This is a genomic window from Paenibacillus sp. FSL K6-1217 (genome assembly GCF_045040735.1).
Taxonomy (GTDB): domain Bacteria; phylum Bacillota; class Bacilli; order Paenibacillales; family Paenibacillaceae; genus Paenibacillus_AQ.
On the sequence record NZ_CP150271.1, the window covers coordinates 1,304,876 to 1,328,554 of the forward strand.

General features: G+C 52.6%; 23 protein-coding genes and 1 pseudogene. 18 read left to right on the forward strand and 6 right to left on the reverse strand.

Annotated elements, in window-relative coordinates:
- Positions 1 to 16 precede the first annotated feature (16 nt).
- Together MHH28_RS05580 and MHH28_RS05585 are read left to right on the forward strand one after the other, a co-directional pair.
- Positions 17 to 1,081, forward strand: a complete 1,065-nt coding sequence (locus MHH28_RS05580) for a pyridoxal-phosphate-dependent aminotransferase family protein (RefSeq protein ID WP_405112846.1) — start codon at positions 17 to 19, stop codon at positions 1,079 to 1,081.
- Positions 1,078 to 2,232 (forward strand): amidohydrolase family protein, encoded by a 1,155-nt coding sequence (locus tag MHH28_RS05585; RefSeq protein WP_405112849.1) that lies wholly within the window; start codon positions 1,078 to 1,080, stop codon positions 2,230 to 2,232. Before MHH28_RS05580 ends, MHH28_RS05585 begins: the two co-directional genes overlap by 4 nt.
- 189 nt (positions 2,233 to 2,421) lie before the next feature.
- Here the strand turns inward: MHH28_RS05585 and MHH28_RS05590 are convergent, their stop codons facing one another.
- The gene (locus tag MHH28_RS05590) at positions 2,422 to 3,354 is read right to left on the reverse strand and encodes a hypothetical protein (RefSeq protein WP_405112852.1); all 933 of its coding nucleotides are present in this window, start codon (positions 3,352 to 3,354) and stop codon (positions 2,422 to 2,424) included.
- A 367-nt stretch (positions 3,355 to 3,721) separates the two neighbouring features.
- On the opposite strand from MHH28_RS05590, the gene MHH28_RS05595 reads away from it, so the two are divergent.
- The 3 genes and pseudogenes from MHH28_RS05595 to MHH28_RS05605 form a co-directional block, all read left to right on the forward strand.
- A complete protein-coding gene (locus tag MHH28_RS05595; RefSeq protein ID WP_405112854.1) occupies positions 3,722 to 4,573 on the forward strand; it encodes an HAD family hydrolase in 852 nt (283 codons plus the stop codon).
- A 300-nt stretch (positions 4,574 to 4,873) separates the two neighbouring features.
- Complete coding sequence (locus MHH28_RS05600) at positions 4,874 to 6,355, forward strand: Lsa family ABC-F type ribosomal protection protein (RefSeq protein ID WP_405112856.1); 1,482 nt, start codon at positions 4,874 to 4,876, stop codon at positions 6,353 to 6,355.
- 41 nt (positions 6,356 to 6,396) lie between these two features.
- Positions 6,397 to 6,720: pseudogene (locus tag MHH28_RS05605) on the forward strand (aldo/keto reductase); the annotation flags it as partial.
- A 23-nt stretch (positions 6,721 to 6,743) separates the two neighbouring features.
- Here MHH28_RS05605 and MHH28_RS05610 read toward each other — a convergent pair.
- The gene (locus MHH28_RS05610) at positions 6,744 to 7,637 is read right to left on the reverse strand and encodes a LysR family transcriptional regulator (RefSeq protein ID WP_405112858.1); all 894 of its coding nucleotides are present in this window, start codon (positions 7,635 to 7,637) and stop codon (positions 6,744 to 6,746) included.
- A gap of 160 nt (positions 7,638 to 7,797) precedes the next feature.
- Here MHH28_RS05610 and MHH28_RS05615 point away from each other — a divergent pair, with 160 nt between their 5' ends.
- The 10 genes from MHH28_RS05615 to MHH28_RS05660 all read left to right on the forward strand — a co-directional run bounded on the left by MHH28_RS05615 (position 7,798) and on the right by MHH28_RS05660 (position 16,670).
- A complete protein-coding gene (locus MHH28_RS05615; protein WP_405112861.1) occupies positions 7,798 to 8,592 on the forward strand; it encodes an SDR family oxidoreductase in 795 nt (264 codons plus the stop codon).
- A 471-nt stretch (positions 8,593 to 9,063) separates the two neighbouring features.
- Complete coding sequence (locus MHH28_RS05620) at positions 9,064 to 9,771, forward strand: response regulator transcription factor (RefSeq protein WP_405112863.1); 708 nt, start codon at positions 9,064 to 9,066, stop codon at positions 9,769 to 9,771.
- Entirely contained in the window at positions 9,749 to 11,173 is a 1,425-nt protein-coding gene (locus tag MHH28_RS05625; protein WP_405112865.1) for a sensor histidine kinase, read from the forward strand. Before MHH28_RS05620 ends, MHH28_RS05625 begins: the two co-directional genes overlap by 23 nt.
- Before the next feature lie 24 nt (positions 11,174 to 11,197).
- On the forward strand, positions 11,198 to 11,785 hold the full coding sequence (locus MHH28_RS05630) for a tunicamycin resistance protein (RefSeq protein ID WP_405112867.1): 588 nt from the start codon (positions 11,198 to 11,200) through the stop codon (positions 11,783 to 11,785).
- Positions 11,786 to 11,914: 129 nt separating this feature from the next.
- On the forward strand, positions 11,915 to 12,994 hold the full coding sequence (locus MHH28_RS05635; protein WP_405112869.1) for a hypothetical protein: 1,080 nt from the start codon (positions 11,915 to 11,917) through the stop codon (positions 12,992 to 12,994).
- A 177-nt stretch (positions 12,995 to 13,171) separates the two neighbouring features.
- Positions 13,172 to 13,516 (forward strand): YojF family protein, encoded by a 345-nt coding sequence (locus MHH28_RS05640; protein ID WP_405112871.1) that lies wholly within the window; start codon positions 13,172 to 13,174, stop codon positions 13,514 to 13,516.
- Between the two features lie 86 nt (positions 13,517 to 13,602).
- A complete protein-coding gene (bshB2, locus tag MHH28_RS05645) occupies positions 13,603 to 14,319 on the forward strand; it encodes a bacillithiol biosynthesis deacetylase BshB2 (RefSeq protein WP_405112873.1) in 717 nt (238 codons plus the stop codon).
- Positions 14,320 to 14,334: 15 nt separating this feature from the next.
- On the forward strand, positions 14,335 to 14,877 hold the full coding sequence (locus tag MHH28_RS05650; RefSeq protein WP_405112875.1) for a GNAT family N-acetyltransferase: 543 nt from the start codon (positions 14,335 to 14,337) through the stop codon (positions 14,875 to 14,877).
- A gap of 56 nt (positions 14,878 to 14,933) precedes the next feature.
- Entirely contained in the window at positions 14,934 to 15,242 is a 309-nt protein-coding gene (locus MHH28_RS05655; RefSeq protein ID WP_405112877.1) for a hypothetical protein, read from the forward strand.
- A gap of 96 nt (positions 15,243 to 15,338) precedes the next feature.
- Positions 15,339 to 16,670, forward strand: a complete 1,332-nt coding sequence (locus tag MHH28_RS05660; protein WP_405112879.1) for a serine hydrolase domain-containing protein — start codon at positions 15,339 to 15,341, stop codon at positions 16,668 to 16,670.
- Positions 16,671 to 16,774: 104 nt separating this feature from the next.
- Here the strand turns inward: MHH28_RS05660 and MHH28_RS05665 are convergent, their stop codons facing one another.
- Positions 16,775 to 18,157: an MFS transporter gene (locus MHH28_RS05665; protein WP_405112881.1), complete on the reverse strand. Its 1,383-nt coding sequence runs from the start codon at positions 18,155 to 18,157 to the stop codon at positions 16,775 to 16,777.
- Positions 18,158 to 18,268: 111 nt separating this feature from the next.
- Here MHH28_RS05665 and MHH28_RS05670 point away from each other — a divergent pair, with 111 nt between their 5' ends.
- Genes MHH28_RS05670 through MHH28_RS05680 form a run of 3 tightly spaced genes read left to right on the forward strand, consistent with a single transcriptional unit; the run spans position 18,269 to position 20,490 of the window.
- Positions 18,269 to 19,141 carry a LysR family transcriptional regulator gene (locus tag MHH28_RS05670; RefSeq protein ID WP_405112883.1) on the forward strand — a complete coding sequence of 291 codons (873 nt, stop codon included), beginning with the start codon at positions 18,269 to 18,271 and terminating at the stop codon, positions 19,139 to 19,141.
- Between the two features lie 22 nt (positions 19,142 to 19,163).
- Positions 19,164 to 19,850, forward strand: coding sequence for a bacillithiol biosynthesis deacetylase BshB2 (gene bshB2 / locus MHH28_RS05675; RefSeq protein WP_405112885.1), 687 nt, complete (start codon positions 19,164 to 19,166; stop codon positions 19,848 to 19,850).
- Between the two features lie 28 nt (positions 19,851 to 19,878).
- Positions 19,879 to 20,490, forward strand: a complete 612-nt coding sequence (locus tag MHH28_RS05680; RefSeq protein ID WP_405112887.1) for a sugar O-acetyltransferase — start codon at positions 19,879 to 19,881, stop codon at positions 20,488 to 20,490.
- Between the two features lie 36 nt (positions 20,491 to 20,526).
- Here the strand turns inward: MHH28_RS05680 and MHH28_RS05685 are convergent, their stop codons facing one another.
- From MHH28_RS05685 to MHH28_RS05695, 3 genes are all read right to left on the reverse strand, one after another.
- Positions 20,527 to 21,234, reverse strand: a complete 708-nt coding sequence (locus MHH28_RS05685; protein ID WP_405112889.1) for a lactate utilization protein C — start codon at positions 21,232 to 21,234, stop codon at positions 20,527 to 20,529.
- Entirely contained in the window at positions 21,231 to 22,658 is a 1,428-nt protein-coding gene (locus MHH28_RS05690) for a LutB/LldF family L-lactate oxidation iron-sulfur protein (RefSeq protein ID WP_405112891.1), read from the reverse strand. The genes MHH28_RS05685 and MHH28_RS05690 overlap by 4 nt, the downstream gene beginning before the upstream one ends.
- 113 nt (positions 22,659 to 22,771) lie before the next feature.
- Complete coding sequence (locus MHH28_RS05695; RefSeq protein WP_405112893.1) at positions 22,772 to 23,503, reverse strand: (Fe-S)-binding protein; 732 nt, start codon at positions 23,501 to 23,503, stop codon at positions 22,772 to 22,774.
- Positions 23,504 to 23,679: the final 176 nt, after the last annotated feature.

Here is a 23,679-nt window from a genome sequence, read left to right on the forward strand (position 1 = left end):
CCATCAGGAGGAATATATGAACCGTCAAACCACAGGATTCGTACCCTTGTCGCTATCTGAGCTGGATACATTAACACAGCAGCTTTCCCGGTTATTAGGGACACAGCATCCGCCGGTAATTATTCCGGGGGAGGCAATTATAGGCATTGAGGCGGTAGCAGCAGGAATCGCGGCCCCGGGCCGGACGATTCTGAACGTAGTGACCGGACCTTACGGCAGCTTGTTCGGAGAGTGGCTGGAGCGCGGCGGGGCTATAGTGGCGGAAGTGAAGGTGCCTTTCGACCAGGTGGTTACGGCAGCGGAGGTCGAAGCAGCGATTGAGCTGCATCGGCCGGTTGCGGTTTCTTTGGTGCAGGCAGAAGTGGTTACAGGCGGCTCGAACCCTGCGGAAGAGATCTTCAAGCTGGCCCGCAAGCATCAGCTGATTACCGTGACGGATTCCGTCTCGGCAGTGGGGGGAGAGAAGCTGTCCGTGGATGAGTGGGAAGTCGATTTCGCTGTAATGGGGGCGCAAAAAGCGCTCGCCGGGCCTAATGGGATCAGCGCGGTCAGTATTTCCCCCCGCGGCTGGGCCTTCTTGGAGTCGAATGACCGGGCTCCGCGCAATTCCATTCTGTCCTTGCTGGATCTGCAGCCGTCCCCGGATGGAGCAGCGCCGCTCCGCGTCCCGCCGAATATCCCGGTCCTGGAAGCCAGAGCCCTGATTGATGCCCTGGAGGCCGTTGCCGAGGAGGGCCTGTCCCAGGTCATCAAGCGCCATGAACGGGCAGCGGCTTCTGCTGTCGCCGGGATCACGGAGCTTGGGCTGGAGCCTTGGCAGAAGGACAGCAGGCATTATTCCACCCTGACGACCACGGTCCGGGTTAACGAGCAGCCGCTGCTGCTGATCAAGCAGCCTGTCGGTATCGTAGCTCCCGGAGACGGGGAATTATTCGGTCAATTGCTGCGCATTAACCATTTCGGAAATAATGCCAGCCGCGAGAGTGTGGAGGCGGCTGTGCAGACGCTGGCCAGACTGCTGAAGCGGGAGGCTGAACCGGCCTTGCAGGCCGTCCGCCGCGTCTGGGAGGAAGCCGAATGATCCTCAAGCAGCCGCAATTTCAGGCCTACACGGGAATCCATATTGCAGGTATCGAGGGGAAACGCTTCGACATCGAGATTACGAACGGACGGTTCACCGCAGTGGCTGAAGCGGGTCCGCAGGAGGAAGCGGCGGAAGGCTCCCGGCAGCAGCAGCTATGGATCAGTCCGGGCATTCTGGATCTTCATACCCATCTGGCCTGGACCGACTTCGACCATGACGACCAGCTCCGCAGAGACAGCCGTGAGATCGAGGTAATGCAGGCAGAGGCCTTCGCTGCTACGCTACGGACGGGAGTGACCACAGCCCGCGATGCCGGAGGTATCCTGCCGGCCACAATCCGGCATCTGGTGAAGTATTACCAGCAGCCGCTGCGTGTGGAGACCAGCAGTGAAATGCTGGGATCGGCCGATGCCAAGGGGATCAAGCATCTGGAGCACCGCCTGACGGAGATCTACGCGACAGGGGCAGGCTGGGTCAAAATCATGGCAACCGGCGGTCTCGGCGCCGAGACCGAGAAGGTGACGGAGCCGAACTTCTCCGGGGAGGAATTCGCCTTCATCGTCCGGCATGCCCATGCAAACGGGAAGAAGGTGCTGGTGCATACCTGGGGCGGGGTGACGATTGACTGGTCCATCCGGGCCGGTGTGGCCTCCATCGAGCATGGGATGTTCCTGACCTGGGATCAGGCCGGGAGACTGGCCGAGTCCGGCGTGGCTTACGTGCCGACCACTTCCATCTACCGGATCGCCGCCGATCCGAAGGGAGTACTGGCGCTCAGCCCGGTCATCTGTGAACGGGCTGCCCGGGCTGCGGACGCTCACGCCATTGCGCTCCGATATGCCAGAGAGGCAGGCGTGCGGCTTGGCTTCGGCACGGATTACGCTACTCCGGCGCTGCATGGCTATAACCTGCAGGAATTCGACACGCTGCTGGAATATGGCCTCAGCCGGGCGGAGGCCTGGCGGTCAGCAACAGAGGACGCAGCCTTGATTCTCGGAAGCGGCCATGAGCTGGGCAGGATTGCGGAAGGCTACATTGCCGATGCTGTAATCTATGCGGCCGATCCGTATCAGGCCAAGAACGCCGATCAGCTGCGCACAAGCATTGTTACGGTGATTACCGGTGCGCAGGAGGAAGATTTGCTGTAACGGATGCGCAAAGAGGCTGTCCTTTCTGATGAAGGACAGCCTTTTTGCAGTCTGATGGCCCGGGGCCAAATGTATGTGGAAAACCGAACACATTCGGCGCTCTGGAGGCGTGTGGGCCAAATGTAATTTCCTCAGGAGAGTGTCCCGCTTTTCACCCGCCAGCGTGCTTCTCTGTTCTTATCGTAGCATTTATAGCGCCGTATACTGTTTAAGCACTTGATCCAGGTAGGCTGCAACCGCAGGTGTCTTTTGATTACCGTAAGTATTCAGGAGCGTTACCAGCTTGCCCAGGATGTTCAACACTTTGTTATCACCTGCACCCTCCGTCAGGACTTGGTCGTAAGCCCGGCGCAGCTCAGGGTCTAGTTCATTAGTGTCGTAATCGTAGGCAGGAGTGTTATCCGAGCCGAGCAGCACTAGGGGAACCGTATAGGACATTTCATTGCGGATGGCCGCCGTCCGGTTCGAATTTGGATAATCCTGGACAAAATCACTCATGATAGCCGCTCTGCCGATCAGCTCATCCCAAGTGATCACGATACCGGCATCGAAGGTGGAAGGATTGTTGCTCTCCGTTGCCATGATATCAATATACGCAGCAATATCCTTGCTGATATAGGGCTTGAATAACTTGTATCCTTCATAATGCATGACCGGATAATACATGCCTTCGCTGCTCTCCAGCTTGTAGCCTTTGTCCCAGATTTCCTCGATCAGCTTGCGGACCGCAGGCGCTTTAACCCGCTTCAGAATCTCCGTATAGGTCATGTCGTTATTAATTTCGGCATCCATGAGTGCTCTTTGCACAGAATCACTATAGAGTTTCTCAGAGAACCGCTCAAGCCCCGCCTTCTGGGCATTCTCCAATTGAAGGGTCATCACCGTGCCGTACCAGGAGCCTGCTTTGGAGATATGGTTCATCAGGTATTTACGCGCCTGCGCCAGGCTTGCGGGATTGCTGACGTATTTGCGGAACTGGTTGTAGACCGCCTGGGCATCGGAGGCGGATGCAGCAGCTACCGGCTGTACACCTGTAAATACTGTGCCGCCTGCCAGAGTCAGGGCTGTACCGAGCAGCACCGCTTTTGCTGTTTTTGTTAAAGAATGTGGAATAGTTCTCATCATGTACCTCCTGCTGGATGAAATGCTTGTTAAGACGCACTAAAGAAATTAACGAAAAGCAAAAAGAAACGGAGGGGAAATTTGGAACTGGAGGAGCGGTAGCGACCGCCTTTGTCAACGGATTTCAACCGCAAACAGCGGGTAAATTGAAGAAATCTGTTGACGGCAGCGGCCGGAAGTCCAAATGTTCACCGCAGTGACGACCAAGCTTCGAGTTCAAACCTAAAGTGCGTTTTTATCTATCCTATTTATTTGTACAAATTTAGGGTAAGTGAATCGCACGGCCCCTTCTGAAATAACGCTTGACTTGGAACGCATTTCATAACCTATAGTTCAGTGGAAGACTATACAAAGGGGAGAAGAGGACATGAATCAGAGCAGCAGAAAGATTATTTTCATCGATATTGACGGAACGCTTCTCATGGAGAATGGAATGGTCCCGGAATCGGCAGTGCAGGCATGCCAGCAGGCACGGAAGAATGGGCATTTGCTGTACCTGTGCACTGGACGGTCCAAGGCTGAAATCTATGATTATATCTGGGAGATCGGGTTCGACGGGTTGATTGGAGCGGCCGGCGGATATGTGGAGAGCCGTGGCGAAATGCTTTATCATAAAAAAGTGACCCCGGAGGATGCGAAGCATTTGATCGATTATTTTAACGCGAACGGGGTCGATTTCATTCTGGAATCCAATACGGCGCTTCACGGCAGCCGCCATTTACAGCCCCACCTGGAACGCAGAATCTATGGCGACTTGCTGAATGATCCCGAAGCCCAGGAGAGAAGACGGCAATCGCCCCATCCTTATATCGCAACACTCACTTACGGGGACGAGGAGTTATATCTGGATGATGTCAACAAGGTATGCTTCTTGGAGAGCAGCTTGCCCTTTGATCAGATTCAGGAGGAGTTACAGGACCGGTTCACGGCGATTCAGTGCTCCATCCCGATCTTTGGCGAGAACAGCGGGGAGCTGATGATGCCAGGCGTTCATAAAGCTGCGGCTATTGCCGATGTCCTGCAGCATTTGAGTATCCCGCGTGAGGACAGCATGGCGATTGGTGACGGGCTTAATGATCTGGAGATGCTGGAGTATGTTCAGACGGGGATTGCTATGGGCAATGCCCGTGATCCGCTCAAAGCGGTTGCCGATGATATCACCGATTCTATTGAGAACGATGGGCTGTATAAGAGCTTCCTGAAGCATGGATTGATCTGACTGCGGGGTTGATCTCAGGAAGAAGTCGTGTTAGAATGCACTTAATTAAGCGACGGGAGTTGAAGAGTATCGTGCGGAATATTCTTGCGTAATTTGACCAATAAACAAGCGTTATTTGTGGCGCGCAATTTATGGTTTATATGCAAGAAGGTTCTGCATTTCTTCACTCGGGTCCAAATATCCTTATTCATGTCTGCCTGGATGTAGTGTCCCGGGGACTGAATTTGCTGTATTTATTTGAGCTGCGGGAAGAGAACCTTCTTGCAGCTTTATTTTTTTTGAATACAGGAGGATATGTGTATGTCTATGATTAATGTGAGCAAGCTGACGTTTGCCTATGAGGGCACCTACGATAATATTTTTGAGAATGTAAGCTTTCAGCTGGATACGGATTGGAAATTGGGCTTCACCGGCCGCAACGGCCGCGGCAAAACCACCTTCCTGAACCTGCTGCTCGGCAAATATGAATATAGCGGAACGATATCCGCGCAGGTGGGCTTCGAATATTTCCCGTTTGCGGTTGCTGACCCTGCGGCCTTGACTGTGGATGTCATGCAGGAGATCGACCCGGAAATGGAGCACTGGAAGCTCATGCGCGAGCTGTCGCTGCTGCGGGTAGCGGAGGATACGCTTTACCGGCCGTTCGAATCGCTGTCGAACGGGGAGCAGACGAAGGTGCTGCTGGCCGCTCTGTTCGCGCGCGAGAACCAGTTCCTGCTCATTGACGAGCCGACGAACCATCTGGATGTAAAGGGCCGTAAATTGGTCAGCGACTATCTCCGCACCAAGAGCGGGTATATTCTGGTGTCGCATGACCGGGCTTTTCTGGATAACTGTGTGGACCATATTCTGTCGATCAACAAGACCAATATTGAGATCCAGAAGGGCAACTTCAGCAGCTGGTGGGAGAACAAGTCCAGGCAGGACCAGTTCGAGCTGGCGGAGGACGAGAAGCTGCGGAAGGACATCAAGCGCTTGTCGGACTCGGCCAAAAGAACGGGCGGCTGGGCGCATGAAGTCGAGAAATCCAAGAATGGCACCCGGAGCTCCGGCAACAAATTGGATAAGGGCTATGTCGGCCATAAGGCCGCCAAGATGATGAAACGCTCCAAGTCTATTCAGCAGCGCCAGGAGACCGCCATTGCCGAGAAGTCGAAGCTGCTGCGGAATCTGGAGAGCGCGGACAGTCTGAAGATCGCACAGCTTCCCTATCATAAACAGCAATTGGTGGAGCTGGAGGAGCTGTCGATCCGCTATGAAGATAAAACGGTATGCTCCGGCGTTAGCTTCACACTGGAACAGGGCGACCGGCTCTCCCTCTCCGGCAGCAACGGCTCAGGCAAATCAAGCATTCTGAAGCTGATCTGCGGCGAAGACATCAGCTATACCGGCCACTTCTCACGGGAGAACCAGCTGACCGTCTCCTATGTATCCCAGGATACCTCGCAGCTTAAGGGAAGCCTGAGCGAATATGCGCGGGAGCAGGGGATTGACGAGAGTCTGTTCAAATCGATTCTGCGGAAGCTGGACTTCTCCCGGCTGCAATTCGAGAAGGATATGTCCACATACAGCGGCGGGCAAAAGAAGAAGGTGCTGATTGCCGCCAGCCTCAGCGAGCAGGTGCATCTGCACATCTGGGATGAGCCGCTGAACTTCATTGATGTCATCTCCCGGATGCAGATCGAGGAGCTGCTTCTGGAATATACCCCGACGATCCTGTTCGTGGAGCATGACCGGGAATTCTGCGCGAATATCGCAACGAAGCAGTATAATTTGGATTGACAATTCTTACGTGAAAACGGGGAATGATCAATGGAATATGTGATTACGCGAACCGGGATGAGATCGTCCTGACTACAAAGGTTCATGGACAGATGCAGCCCGGTCCGAACGGCGGGGGACTATCCCGCAAGGCGATTATGAGCGAGATTGATAAAGCCTTAAGCGTCTGGGAACCGATTATGTCGATCTGTACCAGATTGGCCTGGCTGTTGCAGAAGCAGCCGGTAACCGCTCCAATTATCGGTGCAACGAGTAGCTCCCATCTCAGGGATGCAGCAGGTGCACTCTCTATTCAGCTCACTTCTGAGGAAGTAGCCTCCCTGGAGGAACATTATGTTCCCCATCCTGTTGTTGGGGCTCTGTAACGAAAAGATGGAGCAGTTCTCCCTTAGTGGAGAGCTGCTTCTTCGCGTGAAGTCTGCTGAACATAATCCAGGAAACGGCGGGAGGCAGGGGACAAATAATGGTCCCGCCGCCATTTTAACCCGACCTCCCATTCCCAGCCTTCTTCCTGAATCGGAATCCAGACCAGGCCGTCCAGCATCAGGCCGAGCGTCTGCGGAAGCACGGAGACGCCCAGCCCGGCTTTGATGAAGCCGGCTACGGTAGTCAGATCCTCGGCATAATAGGTGGAGGCCAGCTCGAAATTTGTATTTTGGAACAGGGCAGTAATGGTCTTCCTCAACCCGCAATTCGTCTTCAGTCCCACGAACGGCTCACCTGACAGCTCGAACAGACTCAGAGAGGGGCGTGAGGCGAACCGGTGGGAGCTGGAGACCACGATATAAATCGGCAATCTGCGGATCACCATCCATTCCTTATCCTCCGCCGTAGTCTCTCTGGACGTAATCAGCATATCCGAGGTCCCGTTATCCAGCGCTTCGTCGATATCCCCGTGATTCCCCTGGTACAGGTCAAACCGCACCTGCGGATGTTCTGCCTGATAGTCTCTGATGAGCGAGGGGATCAGGTCCACGCCAAGAATATTCAGATAGGACAGATGGACAATCCCGCTATCTGCATTCGACCATTCCCCGATCTCCCGCACCCCGTTACCGATGTTCCTCAGCGCTTCCTCTACCCATGAACTGAACATAACCCCATAGCGGTTCAACTGGACATTGCGGCCCTTACGCTCGAATAAAGGAACCCCCAGCTCACTCTCCAGTTTGGAAATTGCATGGCTCAGAGCAGGCTGCGTAATTCGCAGCGCTTTGGACGCAGAGGTCATATGCTCAAGCCGGGCTACGGTAAGAAAATACTCCAATTGTGTAAGCTCCATGCAGACAGCCTCCTTTTTATATTAATATTATTAATGAATTTAATGAAAATAATAAATTAGACGCTCATATTAATCAAGTCTTAAGATATACATATAGACCTTAGGGCAGCTAGACTTCCAGCCTAACCTGAGGAATCCCTAATGAAATGAGGCTGTAACGATGGCTATAACTTATGCAAACCCAATGACAGAATACGAAGGCAAAAGAATCCTGGTAACAGGCGGTACCAAGGGGATGGGACAGGCAATCGCTGCCCGGTTCACAGCGGCAGGAGCTGAAGTTATGACTACTGCCCGGACACTTCCGACGGAAGGGCCCTCTTCGGATTTGTTCGTCCAGGCCGATCTGTCCACGCCCGAAGGCGTGGAGCGAGTCATTGCCGCAGTCAAAGCCCGGTTCGGGCGGATCGACATTCTGGTGAATAACGCTGGCGGCAGCTCAACACCGGCTGGGGGATTTCTCGCAACATCCGATGAACACTGGATGGATGCGCTGAATCTGAACCTGCTGGCAGCTGTGCGGCTGGACCGGGGACTGATCCCGCTCATGCTGGAGCAGGGCAAGGGAGTCATCATCCACATCTCTTCCATTCAAAGAGTGCTGCCGCTGATCGAATCGACCATCCCCTATGCAGCCGCCAAAGCTGCGTTAAGCAGTTACAGCAAGAGCTTATCAAAGGAATTCTCTCCGAAGGGCATCCGGGTGAACCGGGTCGCGCCGGGCTTCATTCAAACCGAAGCAGCCGGGGACTTCTTGAAGAGTATCGCGGAGGTGACAGGCAGTGTGGAAAGTGCGCTGCAATCGGTAATGGACGCGCTGGGCGGCATACCCATCGGACGCCCCGGCTTCCCTGAGGAGGTGGGCGAGCTGGTCGCCTTCCTCGCTTCCGACCGCGCTGCATCCATTACGGGTGCCGAGTACGTGATTGACGGCGGAACCGTACCTACGGTGTAAAATGATCCTGCATCCTTACCAGTAAGAGCTGCATAAGCCAGCATATACCTCATAAGACAGTCCGTTGCGCCATTCATTGGCTGTGCGGGCTGTTATTTTTGTCTGTTTCGGGCTATTATTTCTTATCAGCAGCGAAGCTGAGCTAAAGGACCGTCCAGTATAAGAAGCAATTAAGAAATAAACAAAAAGCAAAAGAAGCGGAGGGGAAATTTGGAACTGTAGGAGCGGTAGCGACCGCCTTTGACTCCGGATTTCAACCGCGCACAGCGGTCTAATAGAAGAAATCTGGAGTCAACAGCGGCCGGAAGTCCAAATGTTCACCGCAGTGACGATGAAGCTTAAAGTTCAAATCTTGTGTGCGCCTTAGATATTCTTTATCTTTTCTTTAGATTTGGTTTAGACTGGATTAAGAATGGCAGGCTATAGTTACAAAGAGCGGGGCTTGCATGACAAGATAGAGGGGGATTCACCATGTATACCATTCTCATAGCCGATGACGAATCGGAGATTGTTGAGCTTCTGCAGCTATATCTGGAGAAGGAATATCATATTTTGACGGCAGAGAACGGAATTGAAGCGCTTAAGCTGATGCAGAATAACAAGATTGACCTGGCCATTCTGGATATTATGATGCCGGGGATGGACGGACTGCAGCTGCTGAAGCGGATTCGTGAGCATGAGCATTTCCCTGTACTGTTCCTGTCCGCCAAGAGCCAGTATCATGACAAAATTCTGGGGCTGGAGCTGGGAGCGGACGACTATATCTCCAAGCCCTTCAATCCCCTGGAGATAGTTGCGCGTGCCGGGGCTATGCTGCGGCGGGTGCATCAGTTCGATGCCAAGGCAGCGGAGGAAGAGAAGCCGAATGAGCAGATCGTGCTTGGCAGGCTGACGCTGGACCGGAGCACCTGTCAGGTTGAGGTGGCCGGGGAGGCCGTCGCTCTGACCTCTACCGAATACAAAATCCTGGAGCTCTTGATGCAGCAGCCGGGCCGCGTATTTACACGCAAGAAAATATATGAGACCGTCTGGGAAGATTTCTATGTCTACGAGGACAACAGCATTATGGTGCACATCAGCAATATCCGCGACAAGATCGAACGAGATTCCAAGAGACCGGAATACCTGAAGACGATCAGGGGATTGGGGTACAAAATTGAAGCACCCGTGGAAAAGTAGGGATAACCGCCCGCTGCAGACGTCACTGACCATCGACTTCCTTCTGTTCAACTGTATGCTGCTGATGCTGGTGTTAGTGGTCTATCTATTCGTCCAAAAGGATATTGCCCAGGTCATCCGGGAGCAAATGAAGCCTGACCCCAATCTCTCTGTGGAGGCCGGGGCGTACCTGAATGAGATGGGCCAAGGGCCGGAGAGTGACCGTCTGCTGAAGAGCGGGGGCTGGCTGGAGCTGCTCGATTCCGGCAAGCGGGTCATCCAGGTGGTTGGCGAGAAGCAGGATGAGGTTCAGGTTTATGACGAGGACAGCCTGTATTTGGGACTGGAGAACCGCAGCGACCAGCCCTTCTATTATTCTATGACAAGAGTAACGGAGGGGGACACCGGGGCAGCCTGGATGTTGCTTAAGATTCCCCGCGATGTAATCAATATCTCCATTAACAACGAGTTTCTGGTCTCCTATCTGAATCATTCGGTGTTCTTTTATGTATTCCTGGTCAGCGGGTTGATTCTGCTGCTGATCTTCGTGTACAGCTATTGGGTCTCCAGACGGATCAAGAAGCCGCTGCGGGTGCTGAATCTAGGCTTGAACCGCATGATGGAGGGGCATTACAATACGCGGATCGCCCTCTATGCGGAGACGGAGTTCCTGCGGATCGGCCACAGCTTCAACTATATGGCGGATGTAATTGAGAAGACCACCGAGGAGAAGCGCCAGGCCGAGAAGAGCAAGCAGCGGCTGATGGTTGATCTGTCGCATGATCTGAAGACCCCGATTACCAGCATCCAGGGCTACGCGCAGGCTCTTATCGAAGGACGCGTGACCGACCCCGAGCGGCAGACGAAATATTTGAATTACATCTACACCAAGTCTGTGCAGGTTACGAAGCTCATTACGCATATGCTGGATCTGCTTAAGCTCGACTCACCGGATTTCATCCTGCGCATAGAGCGCCTTGAGCTGGGCGACCATTTGCGGGAGATTATTGCCGACACCTACGGCGAGATTGAGCAAAAAGCCTTCGAGCTTCACCTTCAGGTGCCCGATGAAGAGGTCCATGCCCGTTATGATCCCGAGCTGTTCGCCAGTGTCATCAACAATCTGATCTCCAATGCCCTTGCCTATAATCAGGAAGGGACGCGCATCCGGGTATCCGTGATTCCCGAGGATACGGAGATTCGGATCGAGATTGCGGACAATGGAGTCGGCATTCCGAAGGAGCTGTGGTCCACCATCTTTGATCCGTTCGTACGGGGAGATGAGGCCCGGACGACAGCAAGCGGCGGGACAGGGCTCGGTCTCTCCATTGCGAAGAAGAACGTGGAGAAGATGGAAGGCTCGCTGCTGCTGGAGAGCAGGGAAGGGGAGCCGACGGTGTTTGTGATCCGTATTCCGAAGTAAGTATTTTTATGATGAGGTGCTAAAATGATCGTTTGGATAAATGGAGCCTACGGCTCCGGCAAATCGACTTGTACCTATGAATTAAACAAAAGACTGCCTAATTCATTTGTATATGATCCTGAGAACATAGGCTATTTTATCCGTAAAAATATACCTCTCGACTTACATGAACCCAATTTTCAAGATCATACTCAATGGCGTATATTTAATTATGAGATGTTGAAATATTTGTCTTCAGCCCACCAGGGTACTATTTTTGTACCTATGACATTGATTAAGCGTCAATATTATGATGAAATAATTGGTCGCCTAATTTTGGACGGAATACAGGTAAATCATTTCATTCTCTATGCTGAAAAGGAAACTATTGAGAGACGGCTCAAAAAACGGTTTGAACGCGGTACCTGGGCAAAGTCACAGATTGAACAATGCATCTATGCTTTTAATCATATTATTACAGAAGAAAAAATAACAACTGACGATAAGGGCATTGATCAACTGGTTGAGGAAATAGCATATCGAAGTAATCTAGATTTAATTAAGGATAGCAGAGGTGCTTTTAAGAAAATAATTGATAGATATACAACAACCTTTAAGCAAATAAAATTCTAAGACATTCTCTGCCACTTAGTCTGTGTAATGAAGGAAATAATTAACTTCTTGTCGAATGTACTGATCTGGAAGATTCCGGCACCTTGCCGGGACACCTAACTTACATTGGGGGAAGGAATTAGAACATCTATGAAAAAACTTGCATTACTGCTCACCACTCTGCTGCTTACGCTCGGACTGGTCTATCCGGGAGGCGCCGGACAGGCAGCGGCCGCAGCCGCACCGGCGTATACGGAGATTGCTACATTTGTCGAAGGCAAGCTTCTTATCTCACCTGTGAAATCCGTACTCGTAAATGGCTCTGCCTATGTACCGGTCAAGCTGGCCGGTCAGATTCCGGGCTTCACTGTGGCGGCAGGTGCCACTGGCGTAACGCTCACAGGCAGCAAAGGAAGCACCAAGCTGAACAAGGATAACTCCATCTTGTATAAGAATACCAACTATGTAGCCTTCAAAACTCTGTTGAAGCTCGGAGCGATCGACGGCAAATATGCCTCCAGCGCTATAGCGTTGTTCGTCTGGAGCACAGAGGACGGCAAGAATAAGAGCAACAGTATGCTCTACGCGATCAGCAAACTGCCTGGAACGATGGGCATTGTGCTTGGCAAAAAGGTCTACTTATATGGACATCCGGGAAGTCACTGGGTGAAAAGTGTACAGTACGTTGATGATTACAACCAGAACTTTGTGATGCAAAATGAAGCCGGAACCGAGTGGGTCCTGGACTTGAACGATTTTGTGGACAATACCATGTACACCATGGAGAGTATAGACTATTTGAAGTATTACTATAATGGACTAACGGTGTGGACCCGGAACGCCATGATTCCAGATAGTCCGTTCAAGAACTTTGAGAAAGCAACCATCGCCAATTTCCGCTCGAACCCAGCAAGTGGTAATTTAGAAATGATCATCCGCCGGGCTAACGGACAGGAGGTTCCGCTCGAGATTGAACCACTCGATGACTATAGTGAGTATGTGGACAAAATGTTTTATTTCAAAAATCCGCGTACTGTCTTCAAGGTCACTGATAAGATGTGGGCTGCCATCCGTGAAGAGCAGGTGATCAGCGGGATGAGTGTGACGGAAGTCTACTTGTCTTGGGGTGATCCAGATCAAGTGAATGAAGAATTAAGATATTTCGTTTACGGAGATCAATACGTTTATTTTAATAATAATGGTAAGGTCAGCTTTGTCTATAATCTGTAGATGGCGTGGATTTGCACCGGGCTTGCTTAAGGAATTCATGGAATTCCTTAGGCAGGCCCGTTTTCTTTTGCTTGGACAAGTTAGCCGGTGCAACTCTTCCAGGTTTTGAGCTTCAGGGATTTCATGTATAATGAATGCACTGGAACCAGCTATTCTTTTACACTATAGGAGGACATTATGCAGCTCATTAAGCCCCAGGCCATTCAGACTCGAATCGACGATTTCACCGGCGTGAATCTATATATCCATCTCGAACTTACCACCGGCGCTTATGCCAGCCACTTCGACAGCACCCGTCCGCCGGGCTCAGCATTCATCAGCAATGCCGAGATCCGTTACACCCACGGCTCCATCTCAGGGACAGGGCCTTACCGGGTTGGGCTCAAGACTGAGAAGGGCTGGATCTATGCCGAGGGACTTACCCATGTGGATGAGCACGATACGGAGCGGCTGATTCTGGCCGGTCATGACAGTCAGGGCAAGCTGATTGTGGCGTTGCAGCTTAGCCGGACCCCTTTTTAAAAAGGATAAGAAAGTATATGCTTCGCGCTATAATTGTCCTTATCTCAATGCCGTTTCCACTTGTGAAATTGAAGGAGTAAGCAGCCATGAATAACAGATCTATGAAGAATAAAAGAATCCTGGTGGTGCTTCCCCATCCCGACGACGAAGCCTACTTCGTATCCGGGACACTGGCGATGTATATCGCAGCAGGTGCAGAGATTACCTATGCCTGTCTGACGCTGGGGGAGATGGGCCGGAACATGGGGGTTCCGCTCATAGCAAACCGCACGACCCTGCCCGCCATCCGCCAAGCGGAGCTTGAGGCTTCCTGTAAGGCTATCGGGATTGGGGACCTGAGGATGCTGGGCTTCCATGATAAAATGATTGAGTTCGAAGACCCGGCGCTGCTCGATAACCGGATATTGTCGCTGGTCAAGGAGCTGAAGCCGTCGCTGGTTATTACGTTCTACCCCGGTTATAGCGTGCACCCGGATCATAATGCCACCGGTGCAGCGGTGATCCGTTCGATTGCCCGGCTTCCTGCTGCGGAGCGTCCGGTTGTACATAGCGTGGCTTTCTCGAACGGCCATCAGCAGCGTATTGGAGCAGCCGATGTAATCATCGATGTAACGCCTTTTATCCATATCAAAATCGAGTCCATTCTGGCGCACCGCACCCAGTTCCAGCCCGAGAAAGTGCTTGGCGGTCTTAAACCAACCGATCCGGCCATCTGCGGCAAGTACGGTACGGAACGCTTTTGGACCTATCGCTTCCCGGAATGCAAGGAACAGCCAGAGGAAGCGGCAGTATGCTGCAATTAGATTGGAGGCCTAGAGATGACAGAACAACGGGTATATATCCGGTTTCCCGAGCCTGAAGATGCCGCTGAACTGACGGGGCTGTATTTACGCAACCGTGCTTTTTTTGAAGAGCATTCGCCAGAGATCAGTGAAGACTTCTACACCGATGAGTATCAGCGTGAGAAGATTGTGCAGTATGCAGAGGACAGGGCGGCGGACGAGAGATATGACTTTGTGGTGATTCACAAGGCTGACCGCCGGATTATCGGCAGTGTCAGCCTATCTTTTGTCGTGCGGGGACCCTTGCAGAGCTGTATGATCGGGTACAGTCTGGACAAAGACTATAACGGTAAAGGCTACATGACGGAGGCAGTGAAGCAGGTCGTGCGCTATGCCTTCGAGGAGCTGAAGTTCCACCGGATTACAGGAGAAGCTTCCCCGGACAACCCCGGCTCCATCCGTGTGCTTGAGCACGCTGGGTTCCACAAGGAAGGTATTGCCCGGCTGAATGTGAATATCCGCGGCGTATGGAAGGACCACCAGATCCTTGCAATCATCAACCCCGCGGATATTAATTAACGGAGTTAACACTAACGGGTTTTTAACCTGAATATTAAATTTGTGGAGGATCATCGATGAGCCAGCGTTTACGTATCACCCGATCCATGCAGGAAGAGAATGCAGAGCAGGCTCTTACTCTGGAGGAATGCCAGCAGTACTTTGCCGGTAAATCCGGCTTCAGTTATTCACAGGTCTATACCGTTCAAGGTGCGGAGAGCACGATGTCGATCGAGGGGGATTTTTTCATGTGGAGTCATGAAGGCATGGAGTACCCGTTCCGGCTGTACATGGGCGATCTGTACGTGGCCTTGTCCATGGAAGCTATTGTACCGGTGATCCTTGAGATTGCCACGGACCTGCGGGCCGATGTGGTTGAGGGGTAGGCTGAGTAAAGTTCGGATTAAGCTGTTTTTTACACATTTTGTATGCTCCCCGGATGTTATATTGATCCAGTACATATAAGAACTGGGGGAACCGGAATGAATACATATCAGAGCAGAGTACAAGAGCTTCACACGATGCTGACCCGTTTTATGGAGAATGGACCGTTTACCGGACTACAGGTGGGGATCGTTAGTGAGGACAAGATTCTTTTTACAGGAGAGTATGGCAGCGCTAATGTGTCTACAGGTGAGCCTGTGGTTAACAGCACTCTTTTTCACCAGGCATCCGTCTCCAAGACCTTCGTAGTTACGGCTGTGATGCAATTGGCAGAGCGTGGGCAGGTAGAGCTGGACTCACCTATCGTGAGCTATCTTCCGTATTTCAGAATGAACGACGAACGCTATCATCAGATTACAGTAAGACAATTGTTGAATCATACCTCCGGGATACCGGATGAGGACGACTATGCCTGGGACCGGCCCGAATACGACGAAGAGAGTCTCGAACGGTATGTCAAAAGTATCAGCCGCCGCAAGCTGTTGAGCGAACCCGGTCTTCTTTTTGCCTATAGTAATATCGGTTATGAGATACTAGGGGATCTGATTGCCAAGGTTAGCGGGCTAAGCTTCGAGGAATATATAAGCCGTAATATTCTTGAACCGGCGGGGATGAAATCGAGTTCTTTTTTGAAAGAGGAGATCGAAAGGGATCTGGCTGCTCCTCACGTGCTTAGGAACTCTACAGGTTACGGCCCTTATGTAAGCGAAGTGTTCCCTTACCATAGAGCGCATGCACCCAGCTCCACACTGTATACGAATGCACAGGAGATGTGCCAATATATGCAGATGCACCTCGGGCAGGGGCAGGCTGAGGACAGATATAACGCCCTACAACCCGGCAGCTATGAACAGATGTGGAGTCCTACTATGGCTACAGGCTGGGGGCCGGAGCATGAAGATGTGGGTCTGGGCTGGTTCCTGGGCCACTATAATGGCTCCCGGATACTCTCGCATTCCGGGTGGGATACCGGATTCCTCAGTGAACTGATTCTGCTTCCGGATGACAACCTGGGTATCTCCATAATGACCAACTGTGACCATGTATGGCTGGGCAGTGTAACCCGTCCTATTCTGGATCTGCTGCTGGGCATAGAGGTCCGCCAGTTTAAGCAGTCAATGGTGCATCATCTTGCCAAGACTGTTATAACCAGCGGCACCGCTGCGGCCATTAACGAATGCCAGCGTATCCGCCGTTCGGAGCAGAACGCGTATTATGAGGCGGATTTTGAATTTGTACGGATTGCTGATACCTTAAGTTATAGCGGTCACTTGGAGGAGGCAATTCGCATTCTTTCCTGCGCGGAAGCTCTATTCCCGGATAGCGAAGTTGTTGCAGGCAAGCTGCAGCAGCTTCTGACAGAAGCGTAGATCTTCCATATTGGTTGAAGGCTTCCCCGCTGTCATCCGGACTGTGGCGGAAGCCTCTTTTATGGAGGATGTCAGAACTTATTCAACTGTCAAAGTGAGTTATACTATGTGGACTTCTGCTCAGTTATCTTGCGCCGCCGGGACATGAACACCAGACACAGGGCAATCACGGCAAGGATCATGCCCAGCACCCGGAATCCGCCGAAGCTGAACTGATTGCCCATAATGATTCCGATCAGCAGGGAGGACAGGATCGTCCCGAAATATCTGGATGTGCTGAATAAGCCGGAGGATACCCCGATGATCTCTTTCGGTGAGTTATTGAACAAGGCTGCTTGCATGGCGACATTGTTCAGTCCGTTGCTGATTCCGAAGGCAGCCAGGGCCAGAATGATACTGATTACAGGCGATGCCGGACTCAGCATCACAATCCACACCGACCCGATGGTCATGAGGATTGCCGATACTGCCTGCGCCGGCCGGGGCCCTGAGGCATTGATCCATCTTCCGGCGAGTGGAGAAACGGCGAGCGAGCATAGGCCCAGACTCAACATCAGCAGTCCGGTGTGGAATTCACTGACCTGACGGACAAGCTGCAAATAAGAAGGAAGACCGAAGAAGACGGAATAGAATAACAGATTAACCAGCATGAATTCGGCGTTGACACGGATCAGCCCGGGATATCCGGCGAAGGTACGCAGAGGAATGAAGGGCATCGCTGTTCTTAACTCATGCCTTACGAAGACCGCAAGCAGGACCAGCCCGGACAGGCCGATGATTACATTGAATAGGGAGACATGACCGGAGGACTTGGCGGACAGCATCTGTCCAAGCACAGCCACCAGCCCCACAGTGAACAGCAGGATTCCAGGCACATCCATCCGGCTCATCCATTGCCGCAAGGACGGCTTCGGCAACAAAGCTGCGGATGGCTTGTCTTGCGGGATGGTTCTCCAGGCTAACAGGAAGCTTGCGACTACAAATGGAAGGTTAATATAGAAGATAGCAGACCAGCCCCACAGATGAATCAAGACCCCGCCGATGAACGGCCCTGCCGCTGCTGCTCCTGATGTAAACATCGACAGCACGGACAGAGCAGAGGCTTGCTTGTCTGTAATATTCACCCGGATGATAGCCATCCCAACAGCCACCACCATACTGGTTCCGATGGATTGGACAACCCGCAGAACGATAAGTCCCCCGAAGCCCGGAGACCAGGGCGCGAGCAGGGAGGCTGCGAAGACGATGACCAGTCCGGCCAGAAAAATCCTCCTGCGGCCGAAGATATCGCTGGCTCTGCCCATGACCGGCTGGGCAACAGCACTGCCAATATAGAATGAAAAAATAATCCAGGAGACAACGGTGAACTCAAGCTTGAACGCATGCTGCAACCTGGGGATCGCCACAGCCACCATTGAAGAGTTAAGCGGGTTAAGCATTATCCCCAGCCCAACGGATATCATTAACCACCAGTTCCGTGCATTCATTGTTATTCCCCCTCAAGTACTGTACAGTTATCGTACAGGATAAGAGTCATTTACTCCAACGCATTTCATGTTATGATTTCATAGACTCGAGGGAATGAATGGAGGCGGGATATGGAACTTCTTCAATTGCAGTATTTCATCACGGTTGCCCGCCTGGAGCATATGACCGAGGCTGCACACAGGCTGCATGTGACCCAATCCTCCCTGAGCAAGACTATTCAACGGCTGGAGGAGGATCTTGGAGTTCCATTGTTCGACCGGAGCGGGAGGAAGCTGCGGTTAAATGGACCGGGACGCAGATTTCTTGAGCGTGCAGAGAAGGCGCTGTTTGAATTGGAGCAGGGGAGGCAGGAGCTTAAGGACCTGTATAGTCTGGAGTCCGGCACCCTTGAATTAGCGGTAACCACCGCAAGCACATTGCCCGGTATCCTCCGGGCGTTTCGCCTCAGGCAGCCGGACATCCATTTTCACGTACAAATGCTGCCCATGCAGGAGATGATTGCCCTTCTCCAGCGGGGAGAAGTTGATTTCTGCTTGTCCTCCCCTCCGGTGAGAGGGGAAGAGATTGAATGTCAGGTGGTCTGTAACGATCACATCTACCTTGCCGTTCCAGCCGGGCACCCCCTGGCAGACCGCAAGAGCCTCGCCTTGATAGAGCTTAAGGATGAGTGGTTTGTCGGTGTCAAACAGGGCTACGGGATTCGTGATCTGGTGGATTCCGTCTGCCAAGCATCAGGGTTCATGCCACGCTATGCGTATGAGGGGGACGAACCGGCCCGGCTGATCGGTCTGGTGGAAGCCGGAATCGGAGTAGCCTTCATACCGGGTACGGCGAGGAATGCGCAGGATCATATCCGTCTGATTCCGCTGGAGGACCATGGACTGGTCAGGGAAATCGCTTTGTTATGGCATAAGAACCGCTATATTTCACAGGCGGGCCAGATTTTCCGCGAGGTTGTTATCGAGTATTTCACTAAGCTATAATGTCACCGGGAGGAATGAACCTATGAACGATACACAGACTACAGAACATAAGCGCATACTGGTGGTGTTTCCGCACCCTGACGATGAAGCCTTTGCTGCCGCAGGCACACTGGCACAGTATATAGAACTTGGTGCTGAAGTTACCTATGCCTGCCTGACGCTCGGGGAGATGGGGCGCAATATGGGCATTCCGCCGTTTGCCAGCCGGGTGACGCTGCCGGTGATCCGTAAGGAAGAATTGCGTGCATCCTGCCAGGCTATCGGCATACAAGACTTACGAATGCTCGGCTTCCACGATAAAATGATTGAATTCGAGGATCAGCAGCTGCTGGATGATACGCTGCTGTCGCTACTGCACGAGCTGGCGCCGTCTCTTGTGATTACGTTCTATCCCGGTTACAGCGTACACCCGGATCACGATGCCACCGGAGCTGCGGTTATCCGGGCGGTCCGGCAGCTTCCGCCTGCGGAGCGGCCAACGGTTCACTGCGTCGCATTCGCCATCGGCCATGAGGCGCATATCGGCCTACCGGATGTGCATGTGGATGTGACTGCGGTCCTGGAGAAGAAGATGGCCTCCATCCGGGCACACCGTTCGCAATTTCAGGCGGCGGAGCTTGTCGGCAGTCAGGAGCTGACGGCAGCGGACATTCAGCTCCGCTTCGGGCAGGAAGCCTTCTGGACCTACCCCATGGATACACAACACTAAGAGAAGGCAGGAATCACCTATGAATCTTATGAATCAGAAAGAAAGAATGCTTGCAGGACTACCTTATAAAGCGTGGCTGGACGGATTAACCGAAGAACGGACAGCCGCCCGGATGCTGGTTCATCAGCTGAATTCACTCTCTCCCGACGCACATGAGGAGAGAGACGGGCTGATCCGTAAGCTTTTGGGCGCAACGGGGGAGCTTGTGCATATTGAGACTCCCTTCCGCTGCGATTATGGAGCGAATATCACAGTAGGGAACAACTTCTACGCTAATTTTAACTGTACGATTCTGGATGTCGGCAAGGTGACCATCGGCGATAATGTGATGTTTGCTCCGAACGTATCGCTCTATACAGCCGGGCATCCGCTCCATCCCGATTCCCGCAATTCAGGCTATGAATACGGGATTGCCATCACCATCGGCAACAATGTGTGGATCGGCGGCAATGTGATTGTGAATCCGGGCGTAACCATCGGGAACAACGTCGTCATCGGGGCGGGCAGTGTGGTGACCAAGGATATCCCCGATAATGTGATCGCCGTAGGCAGCCCGTGCAGAATAGTCCGTGAGATTACGGAGGAAGACCGGAAATTCTATTATAAAGACAGGGAATTCGACGTTACGGATTACAAGTAGAATCGGCTATGCCGTCCTTAAGGAACAGAATTCGTGTCAAATAAGTACGTAAGTAGCCCTCAGCGGGCCGTGTACCCCGACTACCAGCTTCATTTCAATATCTGCCGAATTGGAGGGACCGGAGATGAAATTAATCGATGAGCCTACCGGTTCCCCGGCTTGAATTCTCCGGTTAAGCGCTGCGGCGGCATCCGTGGATCGAAGCACCAGCTTCTCGCGTTCAATCACCGCAATATAATGGGCGGGCAGGAAGTGGAGTGACCGGCCCTGATCGGGGCGGCTCTCCACCACAACCGTTCCAGATTCCGCAAGTGCACAGTCGGCGAAGACTATTGCTGTATTCGCCGATTCAGCACGCCTGATATTCTCCGCCCGTCCCGCCGCTTCTTCCCACACGGCAGCATCCGGGAAGGCCAGCCCGTATTCCCTGAAACGCGGATCACCGGAAGTCATCACCGTCCCGCCGCCATTTGCTTCTACCAGATCATCTAACGTTCGTTGCAGAATCTCGCGTGTCGATTCAATCACCTGAGTGTGGATGAAGAAGCATTGCTCCTTAAGCATCTCAACCAGATCTTCTGGGGTAAGCGGGCCGTAGCTGTCCGGAATGAGCTCCTGCATAGCCGGACGCTGAACCTCAGTCTTCCGTTCCCGGCCCAGCTTGGAGGCAATCCTATTCAGGAAAGCCTCCTTATTCGTGTTTGTATTCGTGCTCGTGTTCGCGCTTGTATTCCTGGATGTCATTGCTCTGAGTCTCCTTTCCGCTCCTTCATCCATGCCCGGAAGCTGTCCTTCTGCTTGACGGGCTGCTTCAGGTCCCGCGTATTAATCCAGCCTTGAATCAGAGCCGGTCCTCTAACAATGCGACCATGCTTGCTCATAATCCGGCTGGCAGAATGGGCGAGCCTAAGGGTTCTGCCGAACAGGGCAGGGGAGGAGAGCAGCTTGGCGGCCGCCTTCATCTGGATTCGGTCGGAAGCGCCAGTTCTCTTCTGCTCCACAATCTTCTGGCGGTGCATAATCAGCTGCTCATGCAGCGGAATTCTTACCGGACAGACATCTGTACACGCTCCGCAGAGGCTGGAGGCATACGGAAGCTCCTTGTAGTCACCGTAACCGCCCAGCAGCGGTGTAATTACCGCCCCAATCGGACCGGGGTAGATGGAACCGTAAGCATGCCCGCCGATATGGCGGTAGACCGGGCAGACATTCAGACAGGCTCCGCAGCGGATACACTGCAAGGCCTCGTTGAATTCACTTCCCAGAATATCGGAGCGGCCGTTATCAACGACCACCAGATGGAATTCCTCCGGTCCGTCAGTTTCACCGGCCGCTGAGGGGCCCATGACCGTGATGTAGCTGGTCAGCTTCTGGCCGACAGCACTGCGGCAGAGCAGGTTATCCAGAATCTCCATTTCCTCAAGTGTAGGCACAATCCGCTCCATGCCCATGACCGCGATATGTGTCTTGGGGATCGCAGCGGTGAGATCTCCGTTCCCTTCATTGGTTACCAGATTAATCGCCCCCAGATTGGCTACGGCGAAGTTACAGCCCGTAATCCCGACCTCCGCATCCAGGAACTTCTGGCGCAGGACGGTGCGGGCGAACCCTGCCAGCTTCTCCGGCGTCTCATCGCCGGTATATCCGAGCTTCTCGGCGAAGACGCGTCTGATCTGCTCCCGGTCTTTATGCAGTGCAGGGGCTACGATATGGGAGGGAGGGTCCCAGTCATCCATCTGCAGAATGTACTCTCCCAGATCGGTCTCAATCAGCTCACAACCGGCTTCAAGCAGCACATGGTTGAGCTCAATCTCTTCAGTAACCATAGATTTGGATTTCACGATCCGGGTTGCCTGCTTGCGTACAATAACATCCCGTATATAACTGCTGGCCTCTTCCTTGGTTGCGGCAAAATAGATATGTCCGCCTTGCCGCTCAACATTATCCGCAAGCTGCTCCAGATAAAAGTCCAGATTCGCCAGCGTATGCTGACGGATAAGCTGGCCGACCGTCCGCCACTGCTCCCAATCTCCCAGCGCGGCAGCGGCTGTCAGCCTCCGTGTCTTGAGGCTGTCTTGTGCCGAGCCCACGGCACTGCGCATAAAGGAATCCCCAAGGCCCTCCGTGGTCCGCTCGCTGAAGTTACGTGAATCCGTTTGCAGGCTCAAGTCAGTCTCCCCCTTTTATTGAAATATAAGAATTTATATGTTTCACGCTATACATTATCCTTCTATTTCTCGCCGAAACGGTACCGTCCGTCAAAAGAACGGCATAGCCGTTTCTACTTGACCGCAGGCGTATGCTGGTTCAGCACCTCTGCAATATGCATGACCCGTACCGGCTCACCCTTACGGGACAGGCGTCCCCCGATGTTCAACAGACAGCCCATATCCGCACTGATTAAGATATCCGCTCCGGTATCCAGCACACAGCCGCATTTCTCATCGACCATCTGCTCCGAGATTTCAGGCATCTTCACCGCAAAGGTGCCGCCGAACCCGCAGCAGTTGTCGCTGTTCTTGAGCGGCTCAAGCTTCAGTCCCTTAACCTGCTCCAGCAGCTGGAAGGGAGTCTCCTTCTCACCCAGCAGCCTCGTCATATGGCAGGAGCGGTGGTAGGTGGCCGTACCTTCGAGCGTGGCACCTACATCAGTGACACCCAACACTTTTACAATGAACTGGGTGAGTTCATAAGATTTCTCTTTTAGAGCAACCGCTTTCAATTCCCAGCCGGGGTCACCGCTGAAGATCTTGGGATATTCATGAAACATAGCAATGCAGGAGCCGGAGGGACCTACGACATAATCCGAAGCTTCGAACGCCAGCATCATGTTCTGCATAGCAAGCTTGGATTCCTGCAGATACCCGCTATTATAAGTGGGCTGGCCGCAGCAGACCTGTGAAGCGGGGTAATCAATTTCGCACCCGAGCCGCTCCAGAACCTCAACCATGGCAATACCGGCATTCGGAGCCATAAGATCTACCAGACAAGTTGAAAAAATACTGACTCGCACTCCCATCCCTCCCATCAATGAAAACTTATACTCACAGCTTAACTCAACAAGTCAATGAAAAACAACACAAAAACAAATAAAAAATGTGAAACTTATTGACAATAAATATTGATAACGTTTACACTATGGTTGGGTAATTGGACAAATGGAATAATCTACAATGGAATAATCTACCT